We start from the raw sequence: 13658 nt of genomic DNA on the forward strand, positions 1-13658 counted from the left end.
GAGATCATCATGAGCGCAGCCATCGGTCTGGGTATGCCGGCACCGCCGCCACCCACGCTTTCCCCTCGGCGCAAGACGCGCCAGCTCAAGGTGGGGGACGTTGGGGTAGGCAGTGATTCGCCTATCTCGGTGCAGTCCATGTGCACCACCAAAACCCACGACATCAACGCGACGCTGCAGCAGATCGCGGAGCTGACGGCGTCGGGTTGCGACATCGTCCGGGTGGCGTGCCCCCGGCAGGAGGATGCCGACGCGTTGCCGATCATCGCCAAGAAGGCGAACATCCCGGTCATCGCCGATATCCATTTCCAGCCCAAGTACATCTTCGCGGCCATCGACGCCGGCTGCGCCGCGGTCCGGGTGAACCCGGGCAATATCAAGGAGTTCGACGGCCGGGTCAAAGAGGTCGCGAAGGCCGCCGGTGCCGCGGGTATCCCGATCCGCATCGGAGTCAACGCGGGGTCCCTTGATGCCCGGATGATGCAGAAGTACGGCAAGGCCACTCCGGAGGCGCTCGTCGAATCGGCGCTGTGGGAGGCCTCGCTGTTCGAGGAGCACGGGTTCGGCGATATCAAGATCAGCGTCAAGCACAACGATCCCGTGGTGATGGTGGCCGCCTACGAACTGCTCGCCGAGAAGTGCGACTATCCGCTGCACCTCGGCGTGACCGAGGCCGGTCCGGCGTTCCAGGGCACCATCAAATCCGCTGTCGCGTTCGGCGCGCTGCTGGCCAAGGGCATCGGCGACACCATTCGCGTGTCGCTGTCGGCGCCCCCGGCGGAGGAGATCAAGGTCGGTACCCAGATCCTGGAATCGCTCAACCTGCGGCCGCGTGGTCTGGAGATCGTTTCCTGCCCGTCCTGCGGCCGGGCGCAGGTCGACGTCTACACGCTGGCCAATGCGGTCAGCGCGGGCCTGGACGGCCTGGACGTGCCACTGCGGGTGGCTGTCATGGGCTGTGTGGTCAACGGTCCCGGTGAAGCTCGTGAGGCCGATCTCGGTGTCGCCTCAGGTAACGGCAAGGGTCAGATCTTCGTCAAGGGCGAGGTCATCAAGACCGTCCCCGAGGCCATGATCGTCGAGACGCTGATCGAAGAAGCGATGAAGATCGCCAGCGAGATGGGCCTGGACGACGTGTCGGAAGCAAGTGCAAGCGGTTCGCCCATCGTGACCGTAAGCTGATATGCGGTAACACCGGCTGCTCTCCTGGTAGAGCACGCAGAAAGATCTCCCCATGTCGGCTCCACCACTTTTCCGTCTTGTCGACGAGCGGCGGGTGTCTGTGGTGCGTGACGGCGCCGCGGTCGGTCGGGTGCTCGCTGCTGACCCGGTGGGGTCCTGCATGGTCGCGGCCCGCGTTGCCGATCACGGGATCGATCCCAACGCCATCGGTGGTGAACTGTGGACGCGCCGGCGTGCCGAGGAATCCCTGTGTTACGCCGGGGCCAACCTGATTCCGCTGCGCGGCACGACGTCGGATCTGCATGCCTTCGCCGACAAGGCGATGAGTTCGGCCCGCCGGTGTTCGTCGCTGGTCGGCCGCGCTGATCTGGTGCTCCCGCTGTGGCAGCGACTCGAGACAGGTTGGGGTCCCGCCCGTGACGTCCGCGAGAACCAACCGCTGCTGGCCCTGAGTAGCGCGCCGCTGTGTCCGATCGACCCTGCCGTTCGACGCGTCCGAGTGGATGAACTCGACGCCTACTTGGTAGCCGCGATCGATATGTTCATCGGGGAGGTCGGGATCGATCCCCGAGTCGGGGACGGCGGTCGCGGGTATCGGCGTCGCGTTGCGGGTCTGATCGCCGCCGGCCGGGCATGGGCGCGTTTCGAACACGGCGAAGTGGTGTTCAAGGCCGAGGTCGGTTCGCAGTCGCCGTTGGCGGGTCAGATCCAGGGCGTCTGGGTGCATCCCGAGCGCCGCGGCCACGGTCTGGGCGAGGCGGGTACCGCGACGCTGTCCGCCGCGGTGGTCGCGAGCGGGCGGATCGCCAGCCTGTACGTGAACAGTTTCAACACCGTCGCCCGCGCTGCCTATGCGGCGGTGGGCTTTTCACAGGTGGGGACGTTCGCCACGGTCCTGCTCGACTGAACCCGTAGTAATCCCGGTGTGCCTAAACCGTTATCAAGAGGCGCAGTTCTAACATCAGCCTCAATGGTCACAAAAGCATCACTAGTCACACGGGCCACGGCTCTGCTCGCCTCCGCGAGCCTGATCGTCGGCCTCTCCGCATGTACCCCCAGGCCCGACGGCCCCGGACCCGCGGCCGAGCAATTCTTCGCCGCCCTCACTGTCGGTGACACGTCGGCGGCTTCGCTGCTGACCGACCGCCCCGAGGATGCCCGCAACGCACTCAACGCGTCCTGGGCCGGGTTGCAGGCCACTCATCTGGACGCGACGATCCTCTCGTCGCGCTACGCCGAGGACACCGGGACGATCGCCTATCGGTACACCTGGCATCTGCCCAAGAACCGCACCTGGACCTACGACGGTGCGCTGAACATGATCCGCCAGGAAGGACATTGGGAAGTCCGTTGGAGCGCAACGGGATTGCACCCACGCCTCGGCGAACATCAGACCCTGGTGTTGCGGGCCGACGCGCCGCGACGGGCATCGGTGAACGAAGTGGGCGGCAGCGACGTGCTGGTACCGGGCAATCTGTACCACTACGAACTCGACGCGGCGCGGGCCGGTCAGAACCTGATGCCGACCGCGCGGGCCGTGGTCGACGCACTGCGGCCGTTCGACGACACCCTCGATCCGCAACGGCTGGCGGAGGAGGCCAGTTCGGCCAACGGGCGCCTGAACCTCATCACGTTGCGCAAGGACGACAACGACCGCGTCGCACCCGCCATCGGTGAGCTGCCCGGCGTCGTCGTCACCCCACAGGCCGATCTGCTGCCCACCGACGACCATTTCGCGCCCGCCATCATCAACGAGGTCAAGAAGGCGGTCATCAACGATCTGGACGGCGAGGCTGGCTGGCGGGTGCTCAGCGTCAACCAGAACGGCGCCGAGGTCGACATCCTCAACGAGGTCGCGCCGTCCGCGGCGCCATCGGTGTCCATCACGTTGGACCGCACGGTGCAAAACGCCGCTCAGATGGCAGTCAACGGCCAGGGCCGCAAGGCGATGATGGTGGTCATCAAGCCATCGACCGGCGAGATCCTGGCCGTCGCGCAGAACGCGGCCGCCGATGCCGACGGACCGGTGGCCACCAACGGTCTCTACCCGCCGGGGTCGACGTTCAAGATCATCACCGCAGGCGCGGCGATCGATCGCGCGATGGCATCACCCAACACCCTGCTGCCCTGCCCGGGCACCATCGACATCGGTCAGCGGACCATCCCGAACTACGACAACTTCGACCTGGGCACCGTCCCGATGTCCAAGGCGTTCGCCAATTCGTGCAACACCACGTTTGCCGAGCTGGCCAGCCGGATGCCGCCGACCGCGCTGACGGTCGCGGCTTCCCAGTACGGAATCGGGCCGGACTACCAGATCGACGGGATCTCCACGATCTCCGGTTCGGTGCCGCCTACCGTGAACCTCGCCGAACGCACCGAGGACGGCTTCGGACAGGGCAAGGTCCTGGTCAGTCCGTTCGGCATGGCGCTGGCGGCGGCGACGGTGGCAGCGGGAAAGACGCCGACACCTGAGCTCATCATCGGTAAGCCGACCGGTGTCACCGGTGATCGCCCGCAGATCAGCCCCGACATGCTCGACGGGCTCCGGTCGATGATGCGGCTGGTGGTCACCAACGGCACCGCCAAGGACATCGCCAGCGAGGGCGACGTGCACGGAAAGACCGGTGAGGCCGAGTTCGAGGGTGGTTCACACGCCTGGTTCGCCGGCTATCGCGGCGACATGGCGTTCGCCGCGCTCATCGTCGGGGGCGGTAGTTCCGAGTATGCAGTCCGGATGACCAAGCAGATGATGGACAGCATGCCCGACGCGTACCTCGCCTGACGGCGCTGGATTGGCGCGCCTGGCGGTAAATTGAGAAGCGCCATGACCGGAATCGATGAGACCGCCGCGATGCGGGTATCTGATGCCGACCGCAACGGAACCCTGCGCCGGCTGCATAACGCCGTCGCGCTCGGTCTGATCGATATCGGCGAGTTCGAGGAGCGCTCGGCGCGGGTCTCGCAGGCGCGACTGCATTCCGAGCTCGACACGCTGGTCGGCGACCTGCCGGGGCCAGGCGCGATCGTCACCTCAGCCACCGACCGGGTGGAACTGCGTGGCGTGCTCGGCTCACTCAAACGGCACGGTGAATGGATCGTGCCGACCCGGCTGGCCCTGGTCCGACGAATGGGGTCGGTCGAGCTGGATCTCACGAAGGCCCGCTTCGCCGGTCCGATCGTCGTGATCGAACTGGATCTTCGCGTCGGCGGGCTGGAGCTGCGGCTGCCCGAGGGAGCCAGTGCGTCCATCGACGATGTCGAGGTCATCGTCGGCAGCGCTCGAGACCACCGCAAGAATGCGCCCGCCGAAGGCACCCCGCACGTGATCCTGACCGGCAAGGTGGTGTGCGGGTCGGTGGAAATCCGCGGGCAGCGAAAGCCCTGGCTCAAAAAGGTTTAGCAAGTAGCCCGGGCCGAGTCGTCGACTCGGCCGCGTCGACGACTCGACGTTCCCGTTACGCTGGCTGCATGTCTGTTCGCACCGCCCTGCGCGCCGGTGAGCTGTCGCCGACGCTGCCGGTTCCCAAGTCCATTCCCCGCCCCGAATATGCGTGGAAGCCGACGGTCGCCGAAGGTTCCGAACCGTGGGTGCAGACACCCGAGGTAATCGAGAAGATGCGCGTCGCCGGCCGGATCGCGGCGGGTGCGCTCGCAGAGGCCGGTAAAGCCGTGGCACCCGGCGTGACGACGGATCACCTGGACCGCGTCGCGCACGAGTACATGCTCGACCACGGCGCCTACCCGTCGACACTGGGATACAAGGGCTTCCCGAAGTCGTGCTGCACGTCGCTCAACGAGGTCATCTGCCACGGCATCCCGGACTCGACCGTGGTGCAGGACGGAGACATCGTCAACATCGACGTGACGGCCTATATCGACGGCGTGCACGGCGACACCAACGCGACGTTCCTGGCAGGTGACGTCTCTGAGGAGCACCGGCTGCTCGTTGAGCGCACACACGAGGCCACGATGCGCGCGATCAAGGCGGTCAAGCCTGGCCGGGCCCTGTCGGTGGTCGGCCGCGTCATCGAGGCGTACGCAAACCGGTTCGGCTACACCGTGGTTCGCGACTTCACCGGCCACGGCATCGGCACTACGTTCCACAACGGCCTGGTCGTGTTGCATTACGACCAGCCCGCGGTCGACACCATCATCGAGCCAGGGATGACGTTCACCATCGAGCCGATGATCAACCTGGGCTCGCTGGACTATCAGATCTGGGACGACGGCTGGACCGTCGTCACCAAGGACCGTAAGTGGACCGCGCAGTTCGAGCACACGCTGGTCGTGACCGACAGCGGTGCGGAAATCCTCACACTGGTGTGAGCGGCGGTGCATTGCTGGTTGCCGGGACCACCTCGGACGCCGGCAAATCGATGGTGGTGGCCGGCTTGTGCCGACTGCTGGTGCGCAAGGGAATTCGGGTGGCGCCGTTCAAAGCGCAGAACATGTCCAACAACTCGATGGTGACCGCTGATGGTGGTGAGATCGGGCGCGCGCAGGCAATGCAGGCGCGTGCGGCCGGCCTGGCGCCCAGTGTCCGGTTCAACCCGATTCTGCTGAAGCCGGGCAGTGACCGCAGCTCGCAGCTCGTCGTGCGGGGTGTGGTTGCCGGAACGGTCCGGGCGGCCGATTACATGCAGCACCGGGCGCATCTGTCGGCGGTGGTGGCTGACGAATTAGCCGGGCTGCGTGCCGAATTCGACGTGGTCGTCTGCGAGGGCGCGGGTTCGCCTGCCGAAATCAACCTGCGTGCAACCGATCTGGCCAATATGGGGCTGGCCCGCGCGGCGGATCTGCCGGTGATCGTCGTCGGGGACATCGACCGCGGGGGTCTGCTGGCGCATCTGTTCGGGACTGTGGCAGTGCTAGAACCCGCTGACCAGGCGCTCATTGCGGGCTTCGTGGTGAACAAGTTCCGCGGAGACCCCGCACTGCTGGCACCGGGCCTGGAACAGTTGGAAGCGTTGACGGGCCGGCCCACCTACGGAGTGGTGCCCTACGCCGACGAACTGTGGCTCGACACCGAGGATTCCGTGTCGGTGTTGGCCAACCGGGTGGTCGGCGTGCCCCGGCCGCCGATCGGAGAACAGTGGTTGCGGGTCGCCGCCGTACGGCTGCCGAGGATCTCAAACTCCACCGACATCGAGGCACTGGCCTGTGAGCCGGGTGTGTTGGTGCGCTGGGTCGAGGACGCCGCCGAACTCTCCGACGTCGACATCGTCGTTATCCCCGGCACCAAAGCGACCGTGTCTGATCTCGGTTGGCTGCGTGATCGCGGACTGGACGCCGGCATCGTCGCGCATGCCGAGGCGGGCAAACCCGTCCTCGGGATCTGCGGGGGATTCCAGATGATGTGCCGCCAGATCGAGGACGCTGTCGAGCACGGGGCGGGTCCGGCCCGCGTCGCGGGGCTTGCCATGCTCGACGCGGATATCGAATTCGCACCGGCAAAGACGCTGTGCCACTGGGAAACCCCGCTGTCGGGCTATGAGATCCACCACGGACAGGTCCGGCGCAGCGCCGAGAGCGACTGGTCTGGGGTGGGTCTGGTGCGCGGCAGCAGCTTCGGCACCCATTGGCACGGGCTGCTCGACAACAACGGATTCCGCCGCGACTGGCTGACCGCGGCCGCCGCCGCGGCGGGCCGGGCGGGTTTCGTCGTCGCACCCGACACCGACGTCCCGCGCCGGCGCGACACCCAGCTCGACGCGATGGCGGATCTGCTCGCAGCGCACCTGGACATGGCGGCTATTTCGGGCCTGATCGACAATGGTGCGCCGTCGAGGCCGACGGTGACCACGGGTCTGCTCGGTAGCCTGGACCAGTGAAGAGCACCGTCCTTGCCGCCTTGGCCGCCGTTGCTGTGCTCGGCCTGTCCGGGTGTTCGACGATCGTCTCCGGGACTCCCACCTGGCCGGGTGCCCGCCTCGAGAAGGTGCTGCTGACGCAGGCCGATTTCCCCGCCGGTGTGCAGTACGACCGGATCACCGAAGATCCCGGCGTGCCCGACGGAGCGGCCGGACCGCCTGCGATGTTGTCCAAACCCGAAGGGTGCTCCAACGGTTTCACCGACGTCATCGCCGGATCCGCGGAGCGCGGGCCGGGCAGCGCGGCCAAATACAGCGTCAGCTATGACGGAGCCAGGATGTTGATGACCGTGCTGTCCTGGCATCTCGACCTCGACCAACTGGCGGCGACGGCCGCGCGGTGCGAGACCTTCAAGACATACTTCGATCCGATGTCGCCCGGCATCCCGATCGTCACCACCAAACTTCCGTCCGGTGACGGGGAGCTGGTCTACCAGCAGACGATGACGATCGGCAAGCAGGACAACAGCATTTTCATGTCGTTCGCCAACGTGGGCACGATGGCAGTCTTCGGCATCGCGTTGCCCACCGAGAATCCGACGATCCCAGTCAAAGGGGCACTGCCGCAAACCTTTCTGGATACGGTTCGCAAACAGACCGACCGGATTCGATCGTCCTGAGCGAACACGCCCCGAGATCAGAGGGAATGCCTGTAGCGTGGCCAAATGCCTTCGACGTTGATGACTGTCGACGGGTTCCCGATCCAGATTGACGTCACCGGTCCGGAGAAGGGGCCTGCCGTGGTTCTGCTCGGCGCCGCACAACAAGCGGTCGCGTCGTATGAGTCCGTATGCCAGCGGCTCCACACCGCGTCACTGCGGACGGTGGTGATCGCGCCCGATCGCAAGTTGACCGCTAAATCGGTGATCGGTGTGCTCGACGCGGTGGGAGTGCGTTGGGCGGTGCTGGTGGGCGACCGCGGGGGCGCCGAGCTGGCTTGGGACCTGGCCGCCACCCGACTCGACCGGTTCACCGGGCTGGTGGTGGTCGACCGCGGCCACCCGAAGGTGCCCGACCAGAACGGCGCCGTTCGTGATGAGCACTGCCCGCCGGTGGAGATGAACACCACCGCGCTGGTCAGCAGTCCGGCGGCGCGGACGGTCGCTCAAGCAAGCCAGCGGTATGTCTACGGTGATTTCCGGTTGGTGGATCTGCTCGGCCGGCGCAACGCTGCGGAATCGACGGCGCAGCTGGCCAGCGAGATCGTGCTGCGCACCAGCACCTGGTAGCTCTGCGCTAGTCCTGCGCCTGCGCGGGAGTCCAGGCAGGTGCCAGGCCGGGCTGGCCGGGGAACAGGAAATCGACGAAGGCCGCCGCGGTCGGCTGCGGTTCGTGATTCGCCAGGCCGGGACGTTCGTTGGCCTCGATGAATACGTACTCCTCGCCGGCAACGTCCGGTACCAGTAGGTCGATCCCCGTCACCGGGATCCCGATGGCCTCGGCGGCGGTGACCGCCACCCGGCACAACTCAGGGTTCACATCGGCGGTGACATCGTGGATGGTGCCACCCTGGTGCAGATTCGCGGTCCGGCGCACGCGCAGCCGGACACCTTCGGGAAGCACGTCGTCGTAGGACCAGCCGCCGTCCTTGACGGTGCCCTCGGTGACCTCGTCGAGGGGGATGACCGACTCACCACCGGTGGCTGCCGAGCGGCGCCGGCTCTGGGCTTCGATGAGTTCCAGGACGGTGTGCTTACCGGTGCCGATGACTTCGGCGGGCAGGCGCAGCGCGGCAGCGACCACCTTGCCGTCGATAACGACCAGTCGCAGATCCTCACCGGCGGCTCGCTGTTCGATCAGCACCTGGGGGTGTTGCTCGCGAGCCCGGGCCAGTGCGGCGTCGAGCTCGTCGGGCCCAGATATCCCGACGGTGATGCCCTTCCCCTGTTCGCCGCGGGTGGGTTTGACCACGACATCGCCCACCTCGGCCAGGAATTCGTGGTCGCCCTCGTCGAACGTGGCCAACCGGCCGCGCGGGACCACGACACCCGCCTCGCTGACGATGCGGCGGGTCAGGCGCTTGTCGTCGCAGCGACTCATCGCCACGGCCGAGGTGTATTCGGACAGCGACTCGCGGGTGATGACGCTGCGGCCGCCGTTGGACAGCCGCATCTCACCCGTCTCGGCGTCGATCACCTCGACCCGGATGCCGCGGCGCAGGGCCTCGTCGGCGATGATCCGCGAATACGGGTTGAGATCGTCGACCGTCTCGGGGACCGGGGTGAACAGCGACTCGTTGATGGCGTTCTTGCGCTTGACCGCGAGCACCGGGACACGGGCGAAGCCGAGCTTCTCGTAGAGCGCGATGGCTGCCGCATTGTCATGCGCGACAGACAGATCCAGGTAGGCACGGCCGCGCTCGCGGTAGATGTCACCGAGCGTCCGGGTGAGGCTTTCGCCGACACCGGGCAGGTTGGCCGCCGGGTCGACGGCGAGTGTCCAAAGGCTGGAGCCCTGCTCGGGATCGGCGAAGAGCAGTTCGTGGTCGACGCCGGTGACGGTGCCGATGACGGTGCCGTCATCGACGCGGGTCGCGACCAGATAGTCGACGGCGCCGGCGGTGGTGTGGTTGTCCCAGATGACGTCGCTGGGCGCGGGAACCATCCCGCAGCGGACGTAGACGCGGTTCATGGCGTCGGCGTCGCCGGCACTGTTGAGGGTCCGGACCTCGAAGCCGACCGGCGCCTTGGCCGGTTGCGGCTGGTCATCGGTGAATCGCAGCCGGTAGGTGTGGCTGGGGTCGATGAACAACTCGTGTGGTGCCATGGCGACCAGCACATGCGACTCGCGGGCGTAGATGCAGATATCGCGGCGGCCCGGTCCCTCCCGGCGCAGGGCTTCGGCCAGCTCTACGGGGTCGGCGAAGGTCTGGCCGAAAATCAGTCGGCCCCAACCGAGTTCGAGTTCGACGTTGTTGGCCATGGCATCGACGAGGTGCTGCGGCGACGCGTCATGCAGGCTGAGGGTGATGGCCTCCGTCGGTTCGCTCACGCGGCCGGCCCGGTGATGCCGTGCCGCTGCAGCCACAACTCCAGCAGCGCGATCTGCCACAGTTCGTTACCGCGTAACGGGGTCAGGCGTCCGTTCGGATCGTCCAGCAGCTGCTCGACCGCTTGCGGCCGGAACAGGCCGCGTTCCTTGGCCGCGGGTGCGTACAGCGCGTCGCGGACGAGTTCGAGGTAGGGGCCCTCGAGGTGAGTCAGGGCCGGCACCGGGAAGTAGCCCTTCGGGCGGTCGATGACGGACGACGGAATCACCCTGCGCGCAGCCTGTTTCAGGACACCCTTGCCGTCGTAGGCGGTTTTCAGCCCGGGTGGGCAGGTGGCGGCCAGTTCCACCAGTTCGTGATCGAGGAACGGCACGCGACCTTCCAGGCCCCAGGCCATCGTCATGTTGTCGACACGTTTGACGGGGTCGTCCACCAGCATCACCGTGGTGTCCAGGCGTAACGCCCGGTCCACCCCGGTTTCGGCGCCGGCGCGGGCGAAATGCTCGGTGACGAAGCGGCCGCTCGGGTCGTCGGCGGCGCCGTAACCGGTGAGCGCGCCGACACCGGACTGGTCGCGATCGAAGAACGCCGAGCGATATGCCGCTACCGAGCCGTCGAGGCTCGCGGCCGCCGGTTCACCCATCGGGGGATACCAGTGGTAACCGGCGAACACCTCGTCGGCGCCCTGCCCGGACTGCACCACCTTGACGTGCCTGGCGACTTCCTCACTGAGCAGGTAGAAGGCGACGCAATCGTGGCTGACCATGGGTTCGCTCATCGCCCCGATCGCGCCGTCGAGCGCAGGCAGCATGCGGGCGGTGTCGATGCGGATCTGATGGTGATCGGTGCCGAACTCCTTGGCGACGATGTCCGACCAAACGAACTCGTCACCGGCGACGCCGCCCACCGACTCGAAGCCGATGGAGAAGGTTTTGAGGTCGCTCTGTCCGGCTTCGGCGAGCAGGCCGACGATCAGGCTGGAGTCGACGCCGCCCGAAAGAAGGCAGCCGACGGGCACGTCGGCCACCAGGCGACGTTCGACCGCGCGCCGAAGCGAGTCGAGAACCGCATCCTCCCAGTCGCTCTCGGTCCAGTCGGTGCGCTCGTCGTGCCGGGTGAACTCCGGCGCCCAGTAGGTGATCTCGGTGCGTCGGCCATCCGGTTCGAAGGCGATGAGTGAACCCGGCGGCACCTTCTTGACCCCGCGCAGGATGGTCTGCGGCGGCGGCACGACCGAATGGAAGCTGAGGTAATGGTTGAGGGCGATTGGGTCGATGCGGGTATCGACGCCTCCGCCGGCGAGCAGCGCGGGCAGCGACGAGGCGAAGCGGACCCGGTTCGCATCCTCGGTCAGGTACAGCGGTTTGATGCCGAGCCGGTCGCGGCCGAGCAGCACGCGGCCGCTGTCGCGCTCGACGATGGCGAAGGCGAACATCCCGTGGAGGCGATCGACGAATCGGTCACCCCAGCGGTGATAGGCCTTGAGCAGCACCTCGGTATCGCTGTGGGAGAAGAAGCGGTACCCGTGGGTGATCAGTTCGGAGCGGAGGTCTTCGTAGTTGTAGATGCAGCCGTTCCAGCAGACCGCAAGGCCGAGCTCGGCGTCGATCATCGGCTGCGAGCCTGCTTCGGACAGATCGATGATCTTGAGCCGCCGGTGCCCCAGCGCCACCCGGCCCTGCGACCACACCCCGGCACCGTCGGGCCCGCGCGGGACCATCACGTCAACCATCGCCGCTACCGCGGTGACGTCGGGCATTCGGCCGTCGAGGCGTACCTCGCCGGTAGCTCCACACACGTTTTCGACCCTACCCTCGACGACAGTTCGGACTTTTGCCGTCGTTAATTACCCGTGGGCGGAGAGGTCAAACCCTTCGGCCGGTTCAGAGATGCCCGTCACAGTCCTGATGACAGAAAAGACCGCGCCCCTCGGCCGGAGGGCACGAGGGGCGCGGGACCCAGCCTTGCGGCGGGCCTATACCTATAGCTGATACCTGTAGCCGGCGGAGTTAGGAGACGCCCTCCAGTGATTCGCCCGACGCGTCCACCTGCTTGATCGGGCCCGTGAACCAGTTCTTCACCGACACGTGCCAGTAGATGAAGAGCAGGATCAACACGGCGCCGACCAGCAGCGGCGTGTAGTTCACGTACTTCCATTCGAAACTGGGATCCCAGGGTGCGCCGCTGATCGACGTCGGGAACATCGCGATGATCGACGTCACGATGATCTCGATCAGTGCGACCGGGGCCATCCACTTGTGATGACCGCGCAGGTTCCACTTGCCGACCGGGAACGCGTCGCCGGCCTTCCAGCGGTAGTAGATCGGTACCGCGAAGCACAGGTAGAGGCCCACCACGCCGATGGAGACAACCGCGAAGAAGGCGACCGGCACCGGGGCACCGTTGATGTCGACCTCGACCAATGCCGGCAGCGTGATGATCGCGGCGATCGTCGCGGTCACGATGACCGCGTTGGCCGGCACCCGTTTGGCGCTGAGCTTCGACCACAGTTGATGGCCGGGCACCGCGCGGTCGCGGCTGAAGGCGAACAGCATGCGCGACGCGCTGGTCTGGCATGCGGTGGTGCAGAACAGCTGACCGGCGGTCGAGATCAGCAGCACGATGGCGACCCACTTCGAGTCCATCGCCTGAGTGAAGATCGTGGCCACCGCGCCGCCGCCTGCGGTCACCCCGTCGACGTCCTGGACGGCGAACAGGAAGGTCAGCAGCAGGATCCAGCCACCGATCGCGGAGTAGAAGATCGAGCGCCAGATGCCCTTGGCGGCGCCGTCGGCCGCGCTCTTGGTCTCCTCGGACAGGTGCGCCGAGGCGTCGTAGCCGGTGATCGTGTACTGCGTCAGAATCGCCGACATCGGGAGAACGAACAGCAGGAAGGTCAGGCCCGACGTCGAACCGCCGAAAAAGCCGGTGTTGTTGACCGTGGTCGCGAACACCGTCGAGAAGCTGGCGTGCTGTGCGGGGATGGCCCACAGGATCACGATGACCGCTGCCGCACCGGCGACGTGCCACCACACCGAGATGTTGTTGATCACGGCCAGCAGATGCGAGGAGAAGATGTTGATGACCGCGACGATCACCAGGATGATCAGGAACAAGATGAAGGTGCGGGTCAGGCTGTAGCCGGCCAGCCAGCTTTCGCTGAAGGTGCCCAGCGTCAGGTCCAGGAACGTGGCGCTGCCGTAGGCGACGGAGGCCAGGATGGCGATCAGGCCGACCAGGTTCAGCCAGCCGGTGTAGAAGCCGGCCTTCGGGCCGCCGAGTTTGGCTGCCCACCAATAGATTCCGCCGGAGGTCGGGAACGCCGAGACCAACTCGGACATACAGAGCCCGATGACCAGGATGAAGGCCGAGATGATGGGCCAGCCCCAGGCGATCGCCGCCGGGCCGCCGTTGTTCCAGCCCAGCCCGAACGAGGTGAAGCAGCCGGCCAGGATCGAGATGATCGAGAACGAGATGGCGAAGTTGGAGAAGCCTGACCAGGAGCGGTGCAGCTCCTGCGTATAACCGAGCGACGCGAGATGTGCCTCGTCGTCATCCAGAATTTCGTGACCCTCGGGCACGGTAGTTCCCTTCTTTTCAGGGCCTGCAAGGCC

Annotated in this window: 11 protein-coding genes; 8 read left to right on the plus strand and 3 right to left on the minus strand. The window is 66.5% G+C overall.

Features of this window, described 5'->3' with window-relative positions; all coding sequences use genetic code 11:
• Window positions 1-9: 9 nt before the first annotated feature.
• The 8 genes from ispG to H7J73_RS22395 all read left to right on the plus strand — a co-directional run bounded on the left by ispG (window position 10) and on the right by H7J73_RS22395 (window position 8284).
• Window positions 10-1182: a flavodoxin-dependent (E)-4-hydroxy-3-methylbut-2-enyl-diphosphate synthase gene (gene ispG, locus H7J73_RS22360; RefSeq protein ID WP_264069861.1), complete on the plus strand. Its 1173-nt coding sequence runs from the start codon at window positions 10-12 to the stop codon at window positions 1180-1182.
• Window positions 1183-1234: 52 nt separating this feature from the next.
• The gene (locus H7J73_RS22365) at window positions 1235-2089 is read left to right on the plus strand and encodes a GNAT family N-acetyltransferase (protein WP_264069862.1); all 855 of its coding nucleotides are present in this window, start codon (window positions 1235-1237) and stop codon (window positions 2087-2089) included.
• 63 nt (window positions 2090-2152) lie between these two features.
• Window positions 2153-3967, plus strand: coding sequence for a penicillin-binding transpeptidase domain-containing protein (locus H7J73_RS22370; protein WP_264069863.1), 1815 nt, complete (start codon window positions 2153-2155; stop codon window positions 3965-3967).
• Window positions 3968-4009: 42 nt separating this feature from the next.
• A complete protein-coding gene (locus H7J73_RS22375) occupies window positions 4010-4585 on the plus strand; it encodes a DUF1707 SHOCT-like domain-containing protein (protein WP_264069864.1) in 576 nt (191 codons plus the stop codon).
• Window positions 4586-4653: 68 nt separating this feature from the next.
• Entirely contained in the window at window positions 4654-5511 is an 858-nt protein-coding gene (gene map, locus H7J73_RS22380; protein ID WP_264069865.1) for a type I methionyl aminopeptidase, read from the plus strand.
• The gene (locus H7J73_RS22385) at window positions 5508-7016 is read left to right on the plus strand and encodes a cobyric acid synthase (RefSeq protein ID WP_264069867.1); all 1509 of its coding nucleotides are present in this window, start codon (window positions 5508-5510) and stop codon (window positions 7014-7016) included. Before map ends, H7J73_RS22385 begins: the two co-directional genes overlap by 4 nt.
• Window positions 7013-7675, plus strand: a complete 663-nt coding sequence (locus H7J73_RS22390; protein WP_264069868.1) for a hypothetical protein — start codon at window positions 7013-7015, stop codon at window positions 7673-7675. The genes H7J73_RS22385 and H7J73_RS22390 overlap by 4 nt, the downstream gene beginning before the upstream one ends.
• 45 nt (window positions 7676-7720) lie before the next feature.
• A complete protein-coding gene (locus H7J73_RS22395; RefSeq protein WP_264069869.1) occupies window positions 7721-8284 on the plus strand; it encodes an alpha/beta fold hydrolase in 564 nt (187 codons plus the stop codon).
• Between the two features lie 7 nt (window positions 8285-8291).
• Here H7J73_RS22395 and ngg read toward each other — a convergent pair whose 3' ends face one another.
• From ngg to H7J73_RS22410, 3 genes are all read right to left on the minus strand, one after another.
• The gene (gene ngg / locus H7J73_RS22400) at window positions 8292-10046 is read right to left on the minus strand and encodes an N-acetylglutaminylglutamine synthetase (protein WP_264069870.1); all 1755 of its coding nucleotides are present in this window, start codon (window positions 10044-10046) and stop codon (window positions 8292-8294) included.
• Window positions 10043-11842, minus strand: coding sequence for an N-acetylglutaminylglutamine amidotransferase (locus H7J73_RS22405; RefSeq protein WP_264069871.1), 1800 nt, complete (start codon window positions 11840-11842; stop codon window positions 10043-10045). Before H7J73_RS22405 ends, ngg begins: the two co-directional genes overlap by 4 nt.
• Before the next feature lie 211 nt (window positions 11843-12053).
• Window positions 12054-13625: an amino acid permease gene (locus H7J73_RS22410; protein WP_264069872.1), complete on the minus strand. Its 1572-nt coding sequence runs from the start codon at window positions 13623-13625 to the stop codon at window positions 12054-12056.
• Between the last annotated feature and the right edge of the window lie 33 nt (window positions 13626-13658).

The organism is Mycolicibacterium komossense, assembly GCF_025822605.1.
Classification (GTDB): Bacteria; Actinomycetota; Actinomycetes; order Mycobacteriales; family Mycobacteriaceae; genus Mycobacterium; species Mycobacterium komossense.